The organism is Flavobacterium buctense (genome assembly GCF_014486695.1).
Lineage (GTDB): Bacteria > Bacteroidota > Bacteroidia > Flavobacteriales > Flavobacteriaceae > Flavobacterium > Flavobacterium buctense.
Genome location: NZ_JACTAB010000001.1, coordinates 429,264 through 450,489 on the forward strand (window position 1 = coordinate 429,264; position 21,226 = coordinate 450,489).

The following is a 21,226-nucleotide window of genomic DNA, read 5'->3' on the forward strand; positions in this document are numbered from 1 at the left end:
ACTGAGACTGTCAACTATTTTTTCTCTCTTATTCGTTTGTAAAATTTAAAGCCCAGCATAATCAATACCGAAAACAAAACGATTCCGACTACGCCATAAATCCAGTTGAAAGCATTTTTTAAAATTACTAAAAAAACTACTGCAAACAAGATAATCGTTGCGCCTTCGTTCCACAACCTCATAAAGTTGGAACTGTATTTGAATTCGTCATTTTGCAACTGATTATAAATCTGATGGCATTTGAAATGATAGGCAAACAATAAAACCACAAAACCTAATTTGACATGCATCCAAGGCATTTGCAACCAAGCCGGGATTATAAGTAACAACCAAAAAGCAAATATTGTTGCTAAAACTGCACTCGGCCAAGTAATGATGTACCACAAACGATACGTCATGATTTTGTATTGCTTTTGCAGAATTTCTTTCTCGGGCGACGGCTTATCGTTGGCTTCAATTTGGTACACAAACAAGCGAACGATATAAAACAAACCCGCAAACCAAGTGATGACAAAGATGAGGTGCAAAGATTTTATGTAGTTGTAGAGTTCCATTTAGACAATTATTTACTCCAATCCTTAATCCAATTCGCCACAACCTGACACCATTCGTCTTCATCATTCATACAAGGCACTGCCATAAATTCTTCTCCACCGTGATGTAAAAACTGTTCGTTGGCTTCCATAGCAATCTCTTCTAAAGTTTCAAGACAATCCGCAACAAAGGCCGGAGTAACTACAGCTAATTTTTTAATCCCTTGTTCTGGCATTTTATTGATTTCAACATCCGTGTAAGGCGTTAACCATTTGTCGCCCGCCAATCGAGATTGGAATGTTTGACTGTATTTGCCTTCCGGAATACCTAATAATTTTACGACTTGTTTTGTGGTCTCATAACATTGATGACGGTAACAAAATTCGTGAGCAGGAGAAGGTGTGTTGCAACAAGACCCATCGATTTTACAATGAGATTTAGTAATATCCGTTTTACGAATATGACGTTTTGGGATTCCGTGATACGAAAATAATAAATGGTCGTAATCAAATCCTTCCAAATGTTTTTTAATCGAATTGGCTAATGCCTGAATGTAATCCGGTTTGTTGTAAAATGCAGGTACATTGGTAAACGTCATTTCCGGGAAATACTTTTGACGCAATTCTTCAGCCAAAACAACAATGGTTGTGGTTGATGCCATAGCGTGTTGCGGATATAATGGTAAAAGCATCACTTCGGTAACCCCTTTGTCTTTCAATTCTTGCAATCCTTTTTGAATAGTGATTGTTCCATAACGCATAGCAAGAGCTACGGGAATTTCAACTTTGGAAGCAACTTTTTTGTGCATTTTTTTCGAAATCACAATCAAAGGCGAGCCTTCACTAGTCCAAATTCTGGAATAAGCTTCTGCAGATTTTTTAGGACGAGTTTGTAAAATAATCCCGCGCACTAAAAGCGCTCTTAATAAAAATGGTACGTCGATAACGTATTTGTCCATTAAAAATTCATCTAAATACGGTTTAACGTCTTTGGCAGTTGGACTTTCGGGCGAACCGAGATTGACTAATAATACTCCTTTCATTTTGGCAATTTTAATTTTGTTAAAAGTAATGAAACTTTTTTTTTGGCTTTTGGCTAAATAAATTTTTTACTAATGGTTTGATATACGAAATCAATGCGATTAGGTATTGGCATTCAAACTCATTAAATATTTTTTCGGTGTTGTGGCAAATTTCTTTTTGAAAGCGGCAATAAAATGACTTCCGGTGCTGTAGCCGATTTTGAGCCCAACTTCATTCACATTATAAGAACCGGAATCTAACAACTGTCGGGCGTAATCCATTTTATAGTCGAATAGGAAACCATAAACGGTGTCGCCGTAAATTTGCTTGAAACCCATTTTTAATTTTTTCAAACTTAGCCCAACTTGCTCTGAAAGTTCTTCTAATCCCGGCGGTTCGGCCATATTGGCAATCATGATTTCTTTGGCTTTTTTGATTTTCATCACATTGTCTTCGTCAATCAGGAACGGACATTGCTCGGCATTTGGATCTTCATTTCGGTTAAAATACAAACTCAATAATTCGTAACCTTTTCCTTTGTAATAAAGGTTTTTGATAGACGGATTTAATGAATAATGGAACATCTGACTCAAAACAATAGCCATTGACGGACTGATATTTTCTTCTTTATAATATTTTTTGTCGTTGTTCTCCGGACTCAAGAACGGAATATGGTCGGATTGATTACTAAACAAAGAATGGAACTTTTGGATGGAAATAATAACAGAAATCACCCAAGAATTAGGCGCCAATTCTAAGTCCAAAGGCAATTCTTTTTGCGGATTGTAGAATAACAATGACTTCTCTTCTTTCAAATCCAAAGCATAATTTCCCTGATTGAAGACAAATTTAGCTCTGCCTTTGATGCCAAAGTGAAATTGGATGAGCCCTTGACTGATGTGCCTTTTCACATGAAAATGGTCATTTCCATCGTTTTGAAAACGAATTAAAGTAAAATCATTTTCAATAGTTATTATTTCTTGAGAACCCATAGCGACATTTTTTCGTATATGATTTCGAAAGCAAGTGAAATTCTTATTTAGAATGAATCTACATAAAGAATTCGCGAAGACTTGATTTCATTGCAAATTTATGATAAATAACGCTAAAAAGATATTTGGTAATCAAAATATCTCACAGCGACACAAAAAGTCCCTACAGCGTTACTTTTATAAATTGTATAGTAATATTTTTGTTGAACTTTTTAAGGAAAGTAGTCTATGGAAAATTTTAATATGTCGAAACACACCTCTTTTTACGCCGTTGGATTAAGTTACAAAAAAGCAGATGCTGAAATCAGAGGAAAGTTCAGTTTGGATGCCAAAGCTAAATCAACTTTGTTGATGCAAGCCGAAGCCGAAGGAATCGAAGCCTTAATCGTTACATCAACGTGTAACCGAACTGAAATATATGGTTTCGCCAATCATCCATACGAATTAATCAAATTACTTTGTGAAAACAGCCAAGGCTCAGTTCCTGAATTTCAGGAAGTGGCTTACATCTATAAAAACCAAGAAGCAATCAATCACATGTTCCGCGTTGGAACCGGTTTAGACAGCCAAATATTAGGTGATTTCGAAATTATCAGCCAAATGAAAATTGCTTTTGTTGAAAGCAAATCAAACGGTCTGGTAAATGCTTTTATGGAAAGATTAGTCAATTCAGTTATCCAAGCCAGTAAAAAGATCAAAACCGATACCGATATTTCTACCGGAGCGACTTCGGTTTCTTTTGCGTCTGTGCAATACATTATCAAAAATGTAGAAGACATCGCCAATAAAAACATTTTGCTTTTCGGAACCGGAAAAATTGGCAGAAATACTTGTGAAAATTTGGTCAAACATACCAAACACGAGCAAATCACACTAATCAATCGTACCAAAGACAAAGCCGAAAGACTAGCTCAAAAATTAGATTTAGTAGTAAAAGATTACGCCGATTTACAGTTGGAATTGCAAAAAGCAGATGTGGTGATTGTAGCCACCGGTGCTCAAAATCCTACTATTGATAAAGCGATTTTAAATCTCAAAAAACCATTGTTGATTTTGGATTTATCGATCCCGAAAAACGTCAATGAAAATGTAAAAGAAGTGGAAGGCGTGACTTTGATTCACTTAGACCATCTTTCTCAAATTACAGATGAAACTTTAGAAAACAGAAAACTCCACATACCGGCAGCTGAAGCCATTATTGAAGAAATCAAAGAAGAGTTTATGGCTTGGGCCAAAAACAGAAAATTTGCCCCAACCATTCAAGCGTTGAAAGAAAAATTAAATTCGATCAAAGAAGGCGAATTGAATGTGCAACGCAAAAAATTATCCAATTTCGACGAAGAGCAAGCAGAATTAATCAGCAATAGAATCATCCAAAAAATCACCAATCATTTTGTAAATCACCTGAAAGATGGCGATTCTATGGATGAAGGCATCGAATGGATTGAAAAAGTTTTTCAATTAGACCAAGAGAAATCATTCTTTTAAAACTCCGCGCCTTTGCGTCTTTGCGAGAAAAATAAAACCAATGCACAAAGTGAAAGAAAAAACTATTAGAATAGGAACGCGAGACAGCGAACTAGCACTTTGGCAAGCCCATACCGTTCAAAAAAAACTCAACGATTTAGGCTATAAAACCGAAATTGTTGCCGTAAAATCGCAAGGCGATATCATCCTTGACAAACCTTTATACGAACTCGGAATCACCGGAATTTTTACCAAAACTCTAGACATCGCTATGATTAATGGCGAAGTGGATATCGCAGTGCACTCTATGAAAGATGTGCCAACGGCTTTACCAATCGGTATTGTACAAGCAGCAGTTTTGGAAAGAGCCAATGTGTTGGATATTTTAGTCCACAAAGGCAATCTCGATTTTCTAAACGGAACCGGAATGATTGCCACCGGAAGCTTACGCAGACAAGCGCAATGGCTGAATAAATACCCCAATCACACGGTTACTGATTTACGCGGAAACGTAAACACACGAATGCAAAAGTTGAAGGATAACAACTGGAACGGAGCAGTTTTTGCAGCAGCCGGTTTAGAAAGAATCAATTTAAAACCGGAAACTTTTATCGATTTAGATTGGATGATTCCGGCACCGGCGCAAGGCGCAATGGTGGTTGTAGCGATGGGTAATGATAATTATACCATTGATGCCGTTTCACAATTGAATGATATCGAAACCGAAATTTGTACTTATATAGAAAGACAGTTTTTAAGAACATTGGAAGGCGGTTGTACCGCGCCAATCGGAGCTTTGGCCAAATACAATCAGCATGATGACACGATAGAATTTCATGGATGTCTGCTTTCGCTTGACGGAAAACAGAAATTTGAAATCAAGAAAGCGGTGGATATTTCAGCATGGAAGAAGTTAGGATTTCACTCAGCACAAGAAATTTTAGAAAATGGAGGAAGTGACTTGATGGCTGAAATCAAAAATCAGCTTAAACCTAAAGTATAAACGATGGAAAATCAAATTCGCCTATTGTCAACCAAAAAGCTTTCTGAGAATCAAAAGCAATTATTGTTGAGTGCGAATTTTGCCATAGAAGAAGCCGATTTTATCGATGTGGTGAATAAACATTTTGACATTGAAAGGATTAATGATTTTTTAATCTTTACTAGTCAGAATGCAGTTGAAAGTGTTTTGGAAAATAACAAAATAACCGAAATAAAAACCCGAAAATGCTTCTGTGTAGGTGAAAAAACCAGAGCATTGTTAGAACAAAATGATTTTGAAGTAATAGTAAGCTCGGATTATGCATCGGAATTGGCTTCAATTATTTGTAACCAATATTTCAAAAGCAGTTTTACGTTCTTCTGCGGGAATTTGAGAAGAGATATTTTACCGGATTCACTGACTTTAGCCGGAGTAATTTTCGAGGAAATTGAAGTCTACGAAACCGTTTTGACACCACACAAGGCAGCCGATAATTTAAACGGCATTATGTTTTTCAGTCCGTCAGGCGTGCAAAGTTTTTTGAAAACCAATATCATTCGGGACGAAATTTGTTTTTGCATTGGAGGTACGACGGCCAAAAGTTTGAGAGGTATTACTAAGAAAGTACAAATCGCCAATCAACCAACCATTGAAAGTACCATTATAAAAAGTATAGAATTTTTTAATAAAATATAGTTAGCACAAGCTAACGACAAAACCTAAAACATGATTAAAAACGATTTATTCCTTCGCGCCTTAAACAATGAAACAGTAGAACGTCCACCGGTTTGGATGATGCGTCAAGCGGGAAGATATTTGCCTGAATTCAGAGCTTTACGCGACAAATACGATTTCTTCACCCGTTGTGAAACGCCGGAATTAGCCGCCGAAATTACGGTTCAGCCCATTAGAATTGTAAAACCGGATGCTGCGATTCTGTTCTCGGATATTTTGGTGGTACCAAGAGCGATGGGTATTCACGTAGAATTGAAAGACAATTTGGGACCAATAATTCCCGATCCAATCAGAACAATGGAACAAGTGAATCAGGTTTTTGTTCCGGATGTAAATGAAACTTTAGGCTACGTTTTTGACGCCATTAAATTGACCAAAGAAATGCTAAACGATGAGGTGCCACTTATAGGTTTTGCCGGTTCACCATGGACGATTTTCTGTTATGCCGTAGAAGGAAAAGGCTCGAAAAGTTTTGACACGGCCAAAGGATTTTGTTTCTCCAACCCAATTGCAGCGCATACTTTATTGCAAAAAATTACCGATACGACTATTTTATATTTAAAAGAAAAAGTAAAAGCGGGTTGTAACGCCATTCAAATTTTCGATTCTTGGGGCGGAATGCTTTCTCCGGTTGATTATCAAGAATTCTCGTGGCCATACATCAACCAAATCGTTGAAGCTTTAGCCGAAGATACCAAAGTAATCGTATTCGGAAAAGGGTGTTGGTTTGCGCTAAATGACATGGCGAAATCAAAAGCCTCAGCACTTGGTGTTGACTGGACATGTTCGGCCAGAAACGCTCGTTATTTATCGGGCGGAAAAATCACCTTACAAGGAAATTTCGATCCGTCAAGATTATTGTCTCCAATTCCAACCATCAAAAAAATGGTGCACGAAATGATAGACGAATTCGGAAAAGACAGTTACATCGTAAACTTGGGTCACGGTATTTTACCTAACATACCGGTAGATCATGCCAAAGCATTTGTGGAAGCGGTGAAAGAATACGGAAATAAATAAGTTTTTTATGCGAAAAGAGATTTATGGATTGTTGTTGTTTAGTTTTTTTGCCATGATTTCAAATTATGTGCAAGGTCAAACGTTATTGAGTGATAGTCTGAGAATTGAAAAAATAATTAGCAAGCAAATAAATAACGATTTGAGAGGCCAGATTATAGTGGTTAAGGATCCTACTGATGTAGCCTTTCTCTCAGCTTATATCGACAAAACAAAAACCCATCCATCTCAAAGGGAACGAGTTCATATCATTAATGACAGAAAAACAATAGGCGGTAGGTATAAACAAGGTGATGCAACCGTTTTGCAACAGGTTTTAGAAATTTTAAACAGTGAGGATTATCATGCCATTGATGAATTTTTAGAACAAATGAAGCAAGAGTTTGATGATTCATTGCGTCCCTATACATTGAATGATGCTGTTAAAAGCAAGCTTTTCGAGTTAATAGCCGTACCCGAATTGGAAAGTTCAATTATCTATTATTTAGACAGACAGAAAATTGAAGGTAGAACCCAACTCTTTGAAACCAGATTGTTTTCAGACAAATCAACACAAACAGAATTATTAATCGAAAAACTTTGCGAAGAGAAATCTGTTAGTGATAAGGTAGCGAATTATTTTTCTAAAACTATAAATCAAAAAAAACCAAATTTTAGCACGAGTGATATTTTACCTAGAATATATGAGAAAAGTTCACCTGTCGCCCAAAAAGAATTAATAAATGAATTGTATACTTATTTAGATAAAAACCCCTTTCAACCGGAAGAGTTTAGCAGCATTGAAATTTCAACGGAAGAAACGGATACTATACAAGTATTAGGGATTGATGAGCAGAAACATTTCAAAAAGCAAGTTTTATATCAAGTACTTGGGAGTAATGATAAAAGAAATTTGGCTTTAATTAATAAGCTTAAAGAGTTGTCAAATCATGAAATCCTTAAAGATCAAAATGCAGAATTAGAATATTTAATAACCAATGCAGAATTTTCTTTTTTGGACTTGAGCAAAAGAAAACAAATATTGTTAGATAAAATGAAGGAAAGGAAAACTTATAGTGATTCCTTCAGCGATTTTTTTTCAGACGAAGAAATCAAAAATGATTCACAACTTCAAGTGTCCTTACTTCAAAATGGAGAAACGTTAGGGTTTTTCGAAAAGGACTATTGGATTGCCCAAATTAAAAGCGCTTTTTCCTATTTGGATTCAAAGTCATTTACAGAACTAGTTCAAAATAGCATTAAATCTAGTGAAACAAGAAATGTGTTTTTGGTAGAATATTTTTTGTTAGATATAAAAACAAAATGGTTAGCAGAAAATGGTTTTAAAACCAAAACACTTACCAATCAGCAAAAATCTGATTTTTTAAATGACATAAGAGAAGACAAACGCAGTAACATTTTTACCGCAATGGAACTCAATGAAATAGGCGTAAGCTTGGAGCCGGAACACATCAAACAGACTGAAAATTATAATGTACTCTTCGAGAAATTCATCAATTTAAGTGGTGGAAAAATTAAAGAAGTAAAGTCATGTATTCAATATATTTATGATGAGTATTTCAATAAAAGCGGACCACGTGTATTCATAAGCTATAAAGACAAATGCTATATTCTTATTCCCGAACAGTACTCTGAGTTTTCCGAGTTAGGTCTAATCCGATTGGTTTTAGATCAGATTGTAGAAGAATCGGGGATTACTGAAAAGTATTATTTTCTGGATTTATACAGAAATGCGGATACTTATGGAGAGTATAGTCTTTTTGGCGAAGCCCAATTAATTGAAAAACTCACTACTAAATTTGAAATGGATATAAGTCGTAATCCGCAAGATGATTATAGATAAGATAAACAAAGCGCTTCACCTAAATGAAAAATAAATTCTACACCTACATCCAAAACCTCCAGGACCAAATCACTTCTGCCCTAGAGGCAGTCGATGGCGGAGCCAAATTCCGTGAAGACCTTTGGCAACGACCTGAAGGCGGCGGCGGAAGAACGCGTGTTATGGAGAACGGAAAAGTTTTCGAAAAAGGCGGTGTAAACATTTCAGCGGTTCACGGTAAATTACCGGAAGCGATGCAAAAAATGTTCAACGTAGGCGAAGCCGATTTTTTTGCGTGCGGATTGAGCTTGGTCATTCATCCAAAAAGTCCGATGGTGCCAACGGTTCATGCCAATTGGCGCTACTTCGAAATGTACGACGATAAAGGAAATGTTATCAATTCATGGTTCGGTGGCGGACAAGATTTAACGCCTTATTATTTGTTTGAAGAAGATGCGAAACACTTTCACCAAACGTGTAAAACCGCATGCGACAAACACAATTCGGAGTTTTATCCAAAGTACAAAAAACAATGCGACGGCTATTTTTGGAATGCACACAGAAATGAAGCCCGAGGAATCGGCGGTTTGTTCTTCGATTATTGCAAAGAAACAGAATCAGTGTCAATGGAAGATTGGTACAATTTTGTAACCGAAGTTGGGAACAGTTTCTGCGAAGCGTATGTTCCGATAGTAGAAAAAAGAAAAGGATTATCGTATTCCCCCGAACAAAAAACCTGGCAGGAAATCCGTCGTGGTCGTTATGTCGAATTCAATTTGGTTCACGACAAAGGCACATTATTCGGCCTAAAAACCAACGGCAGAATTGAAAGTATCTTGATGAGTTTACCACCGCACGTGCAATGGGTTTACGACCATCATCCGGAAACCAATTCGATAGAAGAAAAATTAATTAAAGTATTAGAAAATCCAATAGATTGGATTTAACTTAAAAAATAAAAATTATGTTTCCACTACAAAGAGGCAGAAGATTACGCGTCAACGAAAGCATTCGTTCTTTGGTTCGCGAAACGAGTTTAAGTCCGAGCGACTTTATGTTCCCAATGTTCATAGCAGAAGGCGAAAATTACAAATCTGAAATCTCCTCAATGCCCGGCATTTTCCGTCGTTCAATCGATTTAACGGTAGAAGAAGTAAAAGAAATTTACGCTCTGGGAATCCGCGCCGTAAACATCTACGTAAAAGTCGACGAAAGTCTAAAAGACAACACCGGCAAAGAAGCCTGGAATCCAAACGGATTGATGCAACAAGCGATAAAAGCCATTAAAACCGCTTGCCCGGAAATGATTGTAATGCCCGATGTAGCTCTCGACCCATATTCGATTTACGGTCACGATGGTATCATCGAAAACGGCGATATTGCCAATGATGCCACTAATGAAGCACTGGTAAAAATGGCGGTTTCTCACGCGCAAGCCGGAGCCGATTTTGTAGCACCAAGCGACATGATGGACGGACGTGTTTTGCGTTTGCGCCAAGGTTTAGACGCTGCAGGTTTTCAAAATGTAGGCATTATGAGTTATTCCGCTAAATATGCTTCGGCATTTTACGGTCCGTTTCGCGATGCCTTGGACAGTGCGCCAAGAGAAGCCGATGTAGTCGTTCCCAAAGACAAAAAAACCTATCAAATGGATTACGCCAACCGCATCGAAGCCATCAAAGAAGCTTTAATGGACGTAGAAGAAGGCGCCGATATGGTCATGGTAAAACCCGGAATAGCGTATTTAGATATCGTTCGCGAAGTTAAAAACGCCGTGAATGTTCCCGTAACAGTTTTCCACGTTTCGGGCGAATATGCTATGATTAAAGCCGCTTCCGAAAGAGGTTGGCTCGACCACGACAAAATCATGATGGAGCAATTAATGTGTATCAAGCGTGCCGGTGCCAGTTTGATTTCGACTTATTTTGCCAAAGAAGCTGCAGTTTTACTGAATCAAAAATAGGAGCGAATGGTTCGTGCTTTATCGGTTATCCATTTTCCCGCTGTCCGCACTACACGGTAAATACTCCCATCGGGGCTAATTAGGATTTGTATTGAATTTTTGTACACTATGAAAAGAATTATTTTACTCACTTTTATCATAACCTTCACGTCTTGTAAAAAAGAAACCGAAGACAACTACGGTCAACCCAAACAAGACAATACCGCAGTAGCCATTTCCGGTCAGGAATTATTTGAAGGCAAAGGAACGTGCACCGCCTGCCATTTGCCCGACCAAAAAGTAATCGGACCAAGCATTACTGAGATTGCCATAATCTACAAAGAAAAAAAAGGTAGCATTGTTTCTTTCCTCAAAGAAGAAGCCGACCCAATTGTTGATCCAAGTCAGTACGAAACCATGAAAACCAATTTCGCCATCACCAAACAAATGAGCGACGAAGAATTGAAGGCGTTACAAGAGTATATTTACACTTTTTCAAAGTAATATTTCCTAACTTTAGGGCATGGAAACAGCCTTTATTAGAACACCACTCGGCGTCGCCAAAATTGCCGGCGATGACAAAGGAATTTCAGTAATCTCCATTTTAGAAGAAGGCGAAGTGACTTCCGAAATCCCACCTGTTTTGCAAGAAGCCATTAGTCAACTTAATGATTATTTTCAAGGAAATCGAAACGATTTTGATTTCAAAATGAACCCTAACGGAACCGAATTCCAACAAAGAGTTTGGCAAGAATTACTAAATATTCCTTTTGGTAAAACCATGTCTTATTTAGATTTATCCAAAAAGTTAGGCGATGTCAAAGCCATTCGCGCGGTAGCATCTGCCAATGGTAAAAATCCATTATGGATAGTCGTTCCCTGTCATCGTGTAATTGGAACAGATGGTTCGTTAACCGGTTATGCCGGCGGACTTTGGCGAAAAAAATGGTTGTTGGAACACGAAAGCCCAAGCGCACAACAATCACTTTTTTAACTATTTTTCTTTCATATTTAAAATAAATGTTTAATTTTAAATCAGTTAATTCTTAAATTTTACTTTATGATTGAAAAAATCCCTCTCAATAACATTCTCTTTCTCGATATTGAAACCGTACCCGAAGAACAAAACTTCAACGCTTTGGATGCTGAGATGAAATCCCTTTGGGAACAAAAAACCCAGTACCAAAGAAAAGACGAATACACACCCGAAGACTTTTACGAACGCGCCGGTATTTGGGCTGAGTTTGGTAAAATCGTTTGTATATCGGTCGGTTATTTTGCCAACAAAAGCGACATCAGAAATTTTAGGGTAACTTCCTTTTTTGGCGAAGAGAAAAAGATTTTAAAAGATTTCTCTAATTTATTGGACACGCATTTCAATGGCGCCCAACATCTTTTATGCGGTCACAATGCCAAAGAGTTTGACATACCTTTTATAGCTCGAAGAATGATTATCAATCAAATTGTGATTCCGGCTAAACTGAATTTATTTGGCAAAAAACCTTGGGAGATTCCACATTTAGACACTTTGGAGCTCTGGAAATTTGGTGATTATAAACATTTTACTTCTTTAAAATTATTGACCAAAATTCTTGGCATACCATCTCCAAAAGGCGATATCGATGGCAGTCAAGTGGCTCATGTATTTTATGTGGAAAAAGACATTGACCGAATCGTAACCTATTGCGAAAAAGACGTCATTGCAGTAGCGCAAATCTTTCTCCGACTCCGCAGAGAGGATTTATTGATAGAGGAGGAAATATTACACGTATAAAAAAAGAGGTCAATTACGACCTCTTTTATATTAGTTTTTTTTATCGGATTAGTTTTTTCTTAAAACTATTTTCTTTGTGATTGAACCTTGATCATTGGCAATATTTACAAGGTATACTCCATCTTGAAGATTTTCTATTCCAAAAGAAGTGTACACTTGGTTGGTTTCTTTCGTCATAATAGCTCTTCCTTGTAAATCATATAAAGTTATTGTTGCTTTATCAGTTAATGCCGGAATGGCAATATTTACAATTCCTTTGGTAGGATTTGGGTATATACTGCTGCTTAAAATCGGATTGGAAACTACAGAAAGGGCTACTTCAACACTACAAATGTCAATACTGAAATTATTAATACTTCCACCATCTTCATTGTATGGGTCAACAACTCTTAAAGTCCACACACCATCAGCCGGCAAGGTATTCAAAGCACTTAATGGATTAACCGGAGCAATACTTCCACTTATAGCTGGTGTGCCTGCGCATGTCGGTTCACCACCATCATCATCCATAGTACAATCAATATCAGATTGACCGCCACAAGCTTCTTCGAGTAAGGTAATGATTGGACTTCCAATTGCCACAGGTCCTTCAAGAACGATGGTCATGTCTTGAACCCAAGTATGTGAAATATTGATATTTACGTTTAAATCACCTATAGTATAACCGCCTGTAATGGTTAAAGGTACCGAGGCAGTTGAGTTTGGAACATCCGCAATAATAGCATCAGAATAGTCTTCAGCAGCAAAATTTAGGTCACAAACAAGATTACCGGTATCAAAATAGTAAACTATTGCATTACTTGTTATTGCGGTACCACAGTTGTTTTGAGGAATCACTCTCCAATAATATCTGGTAGCTTCTGTCAAACCAGAAATATTGTATTGGTTATTGGCTACTTCATCAGTTAAAAACAAAGAAGAGAAATTTGGAAATTGAGAAACTTGAATATTGTATGTTAACGCATTTGGTTGTGTATTCCACTTTAATAAAGCCGTCGTCGATAATCCATTTTGTGCGTTTGCCGGCGTTTGCAAAGCTACCGGCTGAAAAGAAGTGCCGTTAAAAACTCTTAATGTTTTATAACGCGTTTCAGTTTCAGTTGTGCTTGTACCTTTAATTCCAACAAAATATTCACCTGGGGTAATTCCCGCTAAACCAGAAACAGTCATAGTAACTGAACCATTTGTACTCAAGGAAGTAGGAGAGAAAGTTGCTGTTGCTCCGGTAGGTAAGTCTATGGCAGAGAAAGTTGTGGTTCCGGCGCCTGATTGTGTATAATTAAAAGTATAAACAGCATTTTGATTGGAACAAACAGTCAAGTTATCTGAAGTAGAATTGATAGCAAAATTTGAAGTTAATCCAGTAATTACTAGGGAGAATTTTTGACTGCCGGTAACTAAAGTTCCTTTGTGTTTAACAGTAATGGTATATTGCCCGGCTGTTGGAGTGTCAATTTTAACTTGTTCAACATTATCAACATTGTTATCTGCTGTTCTTATGGCCGGACTATTTGGATCCCAATCCAATTTCCAAGGAAAATAAGTAGTAGAGTTTTTCACAACTCTAATGTCTAAATCATTGACTAAAGCAGGCGTTGGATCATTTGCCCCAAAACCTCCAGTATTGATTGTACCCGGGACGTCAGTCCAAGTTATAGAAGCAATTAATGGGGTTGATCCATTAGAGTTTACAGTAATGGTATACTCTTGTCCATTAGCTAAATTTTCTTCAGAAACCCATGAGGTTAATCCATTATTAGTGATTGTCTGTGCCGCTTGTTTACAATTCAACAATCCCCAGCCAAAAACCGGATCCGGACCTTCTTGACCGGCATCATCAGCGGTATGACAAGCTAATCCTTTAAGGGTTGAAGCACGCATAAAACTGTTGGTTAGGTTTTTATAATGTTGTTGTAGTAAAATAAGACTTCCGGCCACATTTGGCGATGCCATTGAAGTTCCCGATAGTGCAGCGGTAGCAGTTGTACTTGAACTTCCCGTAGAAGTTACATTAGTTCCGTTTCCGGTAATATCCGGTTTAATTCTAAAATCGTCTGTTGGGCCTTGGCTACTTGAAGGGTTGATAGTTACTCCAGAAGTAAGTGTTCCGTCTGCTGCTGTAGTGGCATCTAGACTATTGGCTACAACTAAATTATTTTTAGCCCCTTTATTTCCTACTAATTTGTCAAAACCAAAAGCTATTGGTTCAGCATTGTCGTTATTACCACCTTCATTTCCGGCAGACATTACTGCTAGATAGTAAGGCGCATCATAGGCAATGTCATCCCAAAGATAAGCGGAATAGGTATAAGAGCCAATATACCATGCAGGTAAAGGAGTACCGGAACCTGAAATAGGAGTGCCATAGGAGTGGTTAGAAACCAACATACCTTCCATGGTTTCAGAAACCACTTCAGCGTCATCAAAACCCCAATCAAAAGTACGCGCATTAGCTTGAGACGCCATTCCTTTTACACTAGCCGGATTGGCAGAAGCCACCATAGTTCCGGTAACGTGAGTAGCGTGTAAAATGACACTTGTTGTAGTAGCATCAACCGCCACAACTCTGCTTCCAAATGCATTGTGATTAGTCCTAACATTGCCACCATCCCAAACTCTCACGGTCATTCCTTGTCCGTCTAAATTTAAACCCAAAGATCCTCCGGCATTCAAATGATTCGTTCTAGTTGTTCTAGCTGCATTTACATTGTCTGTAGCGTAATAGATTGGCAATCCTTCAGGGGTAATTTCCATTAATTCCTTAATTCCACCTTCTGGAGTTTCAGTGTAAATGGGCCAATTTCTTAGCTTTGCCATTGCTATTGCTTTTTGCTTTTCAGCAGCGGCTCTTTTTCGGTAAGAAGCTTCTTTTTCTTTAAGCTTTGCCATGTCGTATTCGGCAGTAATTTTCTTGATATCTTCCTGAGACTGACCGAATATCGAACTGGAAATAAATAAGAAAAGAAGTAATAACGAGTAATGCTTTTTCATAATTTTTTTTGAGAATAATTTGTTGGTTGTAATAGTCTGCAAATATATAAATCTTAGAGTAAAATGATTATTTTATTGTTAAATATTCATTATTTTTTAGGATATGTTCAAGACATTTTAATTATTACTTCAGTAATCTCTGTTTCTTAAAAAAATTATTTCATGTCGATTTAAAAATTATTGTTATCCAAATTTGATAAATAGTATATTTACCAAAAAACAGATTATGGTTCTCAGTAGATTTTGGCTTGTTATTTTTATCGCCTCCATTACCTTTGTGATTTTTAGTTTATTTGCAGGTAATAGTTATACCATCGATCATATATTAAACGGAAAAAAAGATGATCCGGTTTTAATTTCAGAAAAATACTTGAATGAAATACCAGAATTCATTCAAGACAGCATTGTCAAAAACGACGAAAAAACGTTTATAATCAATCGAGATACACTCAATCCTGATACAACCTATGTATACAAAAACAAAACTGTAAAAGTTTACAGTGGTGTGCAAAAAACAGATGGCTTGTTACCGACGTGTAAAATGACTTTGTTTGATATCATTCTTCCATTGATGGCTTATTTGGCTTTCTTTTGCGGATTGATGGAGCTTTTAATTATTTCCGGAGCTTCCGAAATATTAGCCAGAAAGTTGAGTCCGGTTTTTGCCAAAGTTTTCCCAACTGTTCCTAAAAATCACGAATCTATATCGTATATGACCTTAAACTTTGCCGCTAATTTCCTCGGATTGGATTCTGCTGCAACGCCATTCGGATTAAAAGCTATGCAAAGTCTACAAGAAATCAATCCTGAAAAAGACAAAGCCAGTGATGCCCAAATCATGTTCATGTGTTTGCACGCTGCTGGTTTAACATTAATCCCAACGTCTATTATAGGATATCGCGCTGCGCAAAATGCAGAAAATCCTGCAGATGTGATGTTACCATGTATTATAACCTCTTTTATCGGAACCATTGCGGCTATGATAATTGTTGGAATTAAACAAAAAATTAACTTCAAAAGCGCTACTTTACTAGTGGCTTTAATGACTGTTGTAGCAGCGATTGTTGGGTTGTTGTTTTATATTAATGGATTGGACTTAGTAGGCAAAAATTTCTTTACCTCAAACCTTTCCGGATTAATGTTGGTGGTCATTATTGGGTTTACTTTGCTTTTTGCCTTCCTTAAAGAAAAGAAATTTGTTGAAAAGGAAACCACCGTTTTTGACGCTTTTGTAGTGGGTGCCAATAATGGAATTCAAACCGGAGTAAAGATTTTCCCTTACGTATTGGGAATGTTAGTGGCCATATCCTTTTTCAGAAATAGTGGTTTGTTTGACATCATTAGTAACGGACTTTCCTTTGTTTTTTCGAACATTGGCGTAAGCAAACAAATTACGGATTCTTTACCGGTGGCAATGTTAAGACCATTTAGTTCGGGTGGTTCACGTGGCTTTATGATAGATTCGATGAGTACTTTTGGCCCGGATTCTTTAACCGGAAGACTGAGTTGTATTTTCCAATGTAGTGCCGAAACGACTTTTTACGTGATTGCAGTTTATTTTGGGTCTGTCAACATTAAAAATACACGTTATACTTTAGCTACTATGCTTTTGGTTGATTTAATCTGTGTGATTACCGCTATTTTTGTGGCGACTTGGTTTTTTAGTTGATGAGAATAGTCATTTTCATATCATTTCTATTGTTGTTTGTCTCTTGTAAAAAAGAGGAAGACAGCAAACAGAATCCCTTTGTCGGTCATTGGTATTTTGATAAAATTGTGGAATATGATGCTTCTAAAGTTAAAATGCCTAAAAGCTATTTAGAAATACAAGATACACCTTATTATAATTTTCAAATACTCAATGATAGTGTAATAAATTTTAAGCAAGGGTTTTACTATTTTGTTGAAAATAAAATAAAATCAGACACATACGGATATGACTTTTTAAGAAGCGCCTATTATCTTGGAACAAAAACAAAATATAAAATAAAAGACTCCAAATTACTTTTCTTTGATGAAACTTCTAAAGAATGGGACACCATAACAATACAAAAGAGATCTGGAGACACAATGATAGTATCCGGTTATTATAAGGCTTCCTATAGGTTGGTTAAAAAGAAAAACACTTATTTCAATGCTAACAATTATGATGCTGTAATAGTTGATAGAAGTCCTTGTTTTGGCAGTTGTCCATTTAATTCTACCTATATTGACAGAAATGGAAATTTTTATTTTAAAGGCTATGATTCCAATACTCAAACTGGGAATTTCAACTCAAAACTTGATAAAAAAACTGTAGATGAGTTATTTAACAGTTTTGATAAAATAGACATTTTTAAACTAAAGGATAATTATTTTGCGATGACTACCTGTAGCCAAACCAATGTTATTTCATTTATCAAAAACGGAAAGATTGTTAAGACAATAAGTAGCTATATTGAATGCCCTATTGATTTAGAATTGGCGATGACACAGCTAAGTTATGCCTATCAAAAAGTTAAGCTTAACTATGATGACCAATTTATTTTTGATAACGAAGATGTTCTTTTTCGATTCAAGACAAAAGGAAAGGACTATTTCTTAAAAGAATCAGAAGATTTTTTTCTTGAAGTTAATTTGCGAAATGGTAAAAAAGTAAATCTTGATTTTATTCCTAAATACAAGCTTGACTTTAATGTGTTTGAAGAAAAGCATAATGTGAAAAGCATAATGACCGATGGGAGGTATTATAAGTTTATCAATAAAGACAATACTACATTTACTGTCGACATTGGCTATAATTTTATAGATAGTAATCCTATTTTAAAAAAAGACAGAAATTTTTAAATTAATAACATAAGCAAATGTCCATTTATATTGCCTTTGACGAATTTTATACCAAAGTAAAAGAAAGCTTGGCTGACGGTACTTTTGCCAAATTAACTTTGGCCAAAACCATCGGCAATACCGATTTGATGAACATTTACGTTCGTCCGGCAATAGAGGAAATGGAATTAAAATTGGAATTAAAGTTCAAGTTTCAAAAGGAAGAAATTTTCGAAATTCATACTATAGAATCAGCTTTTCCCAGATTGTTGGAGTTTATCAATAACCCGTTTTTATCGGCGATATTGTTTACAACAGAATTTGACTTGACTTATAAATTGAATAAAAAAAGGGCTGTCAGCATAACGGAGCAATTTCCGAGTTTTACTCATGCGTCGCCAGTGATTTTAGACTATTTGGCTTTAAAAAAATAAGCCAATTGTATGCATAAAAAAACCACAAAATTCATCTGAGTTTTGTGGTTTTCTGTTTTTAAAATGGGTTCGACTAAATTACCTTTTCAGGAATATCAACTAGGGAAATTTTAAATTTATTCTTTTATAAATTTTGCAGTAAAATTTTCGGTTTCACTTTTCACTGTTAGTATATATATTCCTTTCGATAAAGATTGTATATCAATTTTAGAATTAGTAATTGTTTTTTGTGAAATTAATTTACCGGTTAAATCAAAAATCTCACAGTCATAATTAAAATTACCTGAAGGCAGTTGGATATTGATAAAATCGTGAGCCGGATTTGGATACAATACTAATTTTTCTTGTGTAAAATTTTGGTCTGACAAAACGGAATTCCCACCATATAACCTAATTATATTTGAAGAGCTAATAGATTTATAATTCTTGAAATTACCACTTATAAGAATTTTGCCATCCAATTGAAGGTTTAATTGAGTAACAAAACTATTACTGTCCGCCAAATCAAATCCTGTTCCAATATCAAAAGTTTCGTCAACACTGCCGTCAGCATTAAAACGAACAAGATTTTTTAGCGGGCTTCCCATAAAATAACTGATATGGCCTCCTGCAATAATTTTCCCATCAGGCTGAACTACTATACTTTTTACATTATTTATGTTGAATCCCGAATTGAATGTTGCATCATGACTTCCATCGGTATTTATTCTTGTAATTCCCCATGCGGAAATTACATTATAAGACCCAAAGTAACCACCAACTAAAATTTTCCCATCTGGTTGCAAGCAAATCGTTGATGGAGTGCTATTAAATCCTTCGCCAGCATTAAAACTGGTATCTAAACTTCCATTTGGCAATAAACGAACAATCCTTAAATGTTGTTCGCCATTAAAAAGAGAAAAATCTCCAACAACGATAATTTTCCCATCGTTTTGAACAGCTACTGCATTAACATTATAATTGAACCCAGAACCCGTGTTAAAAGTACTGTCAAGAGTTCCATTTGAATTTAAGCGCTTTACCATAAATCCTCCACCGCATACTATAATTTTCCCATCAGACTGTAAAGTAAAATCAACATCATAATTTGAAAATGAATCAATGTTGAATGAAGTGTCATGACTACCGTCAGGATTGAATCTTATAAAGTTAAAATAACCACTGGAGCCGGCATTTGCGTAATGATAATCTCCTTTGGCAATTATTTTTCCATCGGGTTGTAAAAGCATTTTTCGGGTATAACATCTATCCAAATAACTGACGTTAAATGTATTGTCTTTTGTTCCATCAGGATTTAATCTAATCAATCCATTTTCAAAACGTAATCCGTACAAGGAATAATAACCACCAACAATAATTTTTCCGTCAGGTTGTATTACAGAATCCCCTTCGCTATAATACATGTAAGTGTTGTTAAAACCGGTACCATAATCAAAAGTGTAATCGACAGTGCTATTGTTGTTAACTCTTGATATGTAATTGTCACCTCCTACAATTATTTTTTGATCATTTTGAACTAAAATGGAGTAGACTGGGAACGCTTTCTCTACTGTAAACGAATTGTCTAAGACGCCATTTGGACTTAATCTAACACAATTGTACTTTGTTGTATTGTTATATTTTTGGAATTGACCACCTACTATAAAATTTCCTAAATGGTCCATTGCCAATGTCATAATGCCTGAGCCTGATGTTAGGAATCCTTCGCCTGAGTTTAGTGTAGTGTCTTTGTCTCCATTATCTAATAATCTGATAATACCTTTTTGAGTTACATTCTTATACGTTGAAAAATTTCCAGCTGTGACAATCTTGCCATCAGGTTGAACTAGAACAGATGAAGGTGTGCCACTACCAAAACCTACTCCGATAGAAAAGGTTAAATCTATAGAACCATCAGTGTTTAGGCGAATTATTTTATTTCTCGTATATCCATTATAATTGCCAAAATTACCCACCGCAATAATTTTACCATCGGCTTGTAACGCAATAGAATTAGCAACATTGTCAAATCCACTTCCCGGGTTGAAGGTAGTGTCTAAAGTTCCATCAGCATTAATTCTTACTATGTATTTTCTATTTATATTACTGTAGGAGCTGAAACCGCCAACAATAACCATTTTGCCATCAGGCTGGAGTACAACATCTTGTATGCCCACTATACCGCTAAATCCTGTAATAGTACTAAAAGTATAATCGGTACTTCCATCTGTATTTAATCTAATCACACCATCTCTAATTCCATTAACAGGCGTAGTATATCCTCCAGAAACCAATATTTTTCCATCAGGTTGCAGTACTATGGAGGTTACTTTGAAATAAAATGTGGTTTCAGTTACAAAACTTGGATCTACAGTCCCATCCGCAAGTAGTCTAACAAAGTACTTGCAATCAATTCCTTTGTATTTTGTAAAACTCCCTCCAACAAGTATTTTGCCATCTGGTTGTTGCGCAGTTGCATAAATGATACCGTTAAATCCGGGAATTGGTCCGAAAGAAGTTTCTACATCTGCAGCATTTTGTGCTATAGAATTACTAAGACCAAATACTATAAACAAAAAAAGTATTAATTTTTTCAAAATCAGGATTTTATGTAAAGTTAGCGATAATTGTAAAATTTTTTTTATAGGCGCACTATTTTTTTGTAAATCTCTAGTTGAGCTCAATAAAAATCCCAAAATTAGTTAATCACCATTTCTGGAATATTACCTT

The 21,226-nt window shown here is 36.1% G+C and carries 18 protein-coding genes; 13 read left to right on the forward strand and 5 right to left on the reverse strand.

Annotation, left to right across the window (positions count from 1 at the left end; genetic code table 11):
• Nucleotides 1-14 precede the first annotated feature (14 nt).
• From ICG50_RS01895 to ICG50_RS01905, 3 genes are all read right to left on the reverse strand, one after another.
• Nucleotides 15-554, reverse strand: a complete 540-nt coding sequence (locus ICG50_RS01895) for a CopD family protein (protein ID WP_187659217.1) — start codon at nt 552-554, stop codon at nt 15-17.
• A gap of 8 nt (nt 555-562) precedes the next feature.
• Nucleotides 563-1,576 (reverse strand): ferrochelatase, encoded by a 1,014-nt coding sequence (hemH, locus tag ICG50_RS01900; protein WP_187659218.1) that lies wholly within the window; start codon nt 1,574-1,576, stop codon nt 563-565.
• Nucleotides 1,577-1,675: 99 nt separating this feature from the next.
• On the reverse strand, nt 1,676-2,548 hold the full coding sequence (locus tag ICG50_RS01905; RefSeq protein ID WP_187659219.1) for an AraC family transcriptional regulator: 873 nt from the start codon (nt 2,546-2,548) through the stop codon (nt 1,676-1,678).
• A 228-nt stretch (nt 2,549-2,776) separates the two neighbouring features.
• On the opposite strand from ICG50_RS01905, the gene hemA reads away from it, so the two are divergent.
• From hemA to ICG50_RS01955, 10 genes are all read left to right on the forward strand, one after another.
• Nucleotides 2,777-4,036: a glutamyl-tRNA reductase gene (gene hemA / locus ICG50_RS01910; RefSeq protein WP_187659220.1), complete on the forward strand. Its 1,260-nt coding sequence runs from the start codon at nt 2,777-2,779 to the stop codon at nt 4,034-4,036.
• A 49-nt stretch (nt 4,037-4,085) separates the two neighbouring features.
• The gene (hemC, locus tag ICG50_RS01915) at nt 4,086-5,018 is read left to right on the forward strand and encodes a hydroxymethylbilane synthase (protein WP_187659609.1); all 933 of its coding nucleotides are present in this window, start codon (nt 4,086-4,088) and stop codon (nt 5,016-5,018) included.
• Between the two features lie 3 nt (nt 5,019-5,021).
• Complete coding sequence (locus tag ICG50_RS01920) at nt 5,022-5,693, forward strand: uroporphyrinogen-III synthase (protein WP_187659221.1); 672 nt, start codon at nt 5,022-5,024, stop codon at nt 5,691-5,693.
• Nucleotides 5,694-5,723: 30 nt separating this feature from the next.
• On the forward strand, nt 5,724-6,752 hold the full coding sequence (gene hemE, locus ICG50_RS01925) for a uroporphyrinogen decarboxylase (RefSeq protein WP_187659222.1): 1,029 nt from the start codon (nt 5,724-5,726) through the stop codon (nt 6,750-6,752).
• Nucleotides 6,753-6,759: 7 nt separating this feature from the next.
• On the forward strand, nt 6,760-8,592 hold the full coding sequence (locus tag ICG50_RS01930; RefSeq protein ID WP_187659223.1) for a hypothetical protein: 1,833 nt from the start codon (nt 6,760-6,762) through the stop codon (nt 8,590-8,592).
• A 23-nt stretch (nt 8,593-8,615) separates the two neighbouring features.
• Entirely contained in the window at nt 8,616-9,518 is a 903-nt protein-coding gene (gene hemF / locus ICG50_RS01935) for an oxygen-dependent coproporphyrinogen oxidase (RefSeq protein ID WP_187659224.1), read from the forward strand.
• A 17-nt stretch (nt 9,519-9,535) separates the two neighbouring features.
• A complete protein-coding gene (hemB, locus tag ICG50_RS01940; RefSeq protein ID WP_187659225.1) occupies nt 9,536-10,534 on the forward strand; it encodes a porphobilinogen synthase in 999 nt (332 codons plus the stop codon).
• Nucleotides 10,535-10,642: 108 nt separating this feature from the next.
• Nucleotides 10,643-11,017, forward strand: a complete 375-nt coding sequence (locus tag ICG50_RS01945; protein WP_187659226.1) for a c-type cytochrome — start codon at nt 10,643-10,645, stop codon at nt 11,015-11,017.
• Nucleotides 11,018-11,036: 19 nt separating this feature from the next.
• On the forward strand, nt 11,037-11,507 hold the full coding sequence (locus ICG50_RS01950) for a methylated-DNA--[protein]-cysteine S-methyltransferase (RefSeq protein ID WP_187659227.1): 471 nt from the start codon (nt 11,037-11,039) through the stop codon (nt 11,505-11,507).
• Between the two features lie 66 nt (nt 11,508-11,573).
• The gene (locus ICG50_RS01955) at nt 11,574-12,287 is read left to right on the forward strand and encodes a 3'-5' exonuclease (protein ID WP_187659228.1); all 714 of its coding nucleotides are present in this window, start codon (nt 11,574-11,576) and stop codon (nt 12,285-12,287) included.
• A 48-nt stretch (nt 12,288-12,335) separates the two neighbouring features.
• On the opposite strand, the gene ICG50_RS01960 is transcribed toward ICG50_RS01955, so the two are convergent.
• Entirely contained in the window at nt 12,336-15,278 is a 2,943-nt protein-coding gene (locus ICG50_RS01960; protein ID WP_187659229.1) for a S8 family serine peptidase, read from the reverse strand.
• 226 nt (nt 15,279-15,504) lie between these two features.
• Here ICG50_RS01960 and ICG50_RS01965 point away from each other — a divergent pair, with 226 nt between their 5' ends.
• Genes ICG50_RS01965 through ICG50_RS01975 form a run of 3 tightly spaced genes read left to right on the forward strand, consistent with a single transcriptional unit; the run spans nt 15,505 to nt 18,517 of the window.
• Nucleotides 15,505-16,947 (forward strand): nucleoside recognition domain-containing protein, encoded by a 1,443-nt coding sequence (locus ICG50_RS01965; RefSeq protein WP_187659230.1) that lies wholly within the window; start codon nt 15,505-15,507, stop codon nt 16,945-16,947.
• Entirely contained in the window at nt 16,947-18,104 is a 1,158-nt protein-coding gene (locus tag ICG50_RS01970; protein ID WP_187659231.1) for a DUF6438 domain-containing protein, read from the forward strand. The genes ICG50_RS01965 and ICG50_RS01970 overlap by 1 nt, the downstream gene beginning before the upstream one ends.
• Before the next feature lie 17 nt (nt 18,105-18,121).
• Nucleotides 18,122-18,517, forward strand: a complete 396-nt coding sequence (locus tag ICG50_RS01975; RefSeq protein ID WP_187659232.1) for a hypothetical protein — start codon at nt 18,122-18,124, stop codon at nt 18,515-18,517.
• A 116-nt stretch (nt 18,518-18,633) separates the two neighbouring features.
• On the opposite strand, the gene ICG50_RS01980 is transcribed toward ICG50_RS01975, so the two are convergent.
• Complete coding sequence (locus ICG50_RS01980; RefSeq protein WP_187659233.1) at nt 18,634-21,093, reverse strand: T9SS type A sorting domain-containing protein; 2,460 nt, start codon at nt 21,091-21,093, stop codon at nt 18,634-18,636.
• Between the last annotated feature and the right edge of the window lie 133 nt (nt 21,094-21,226).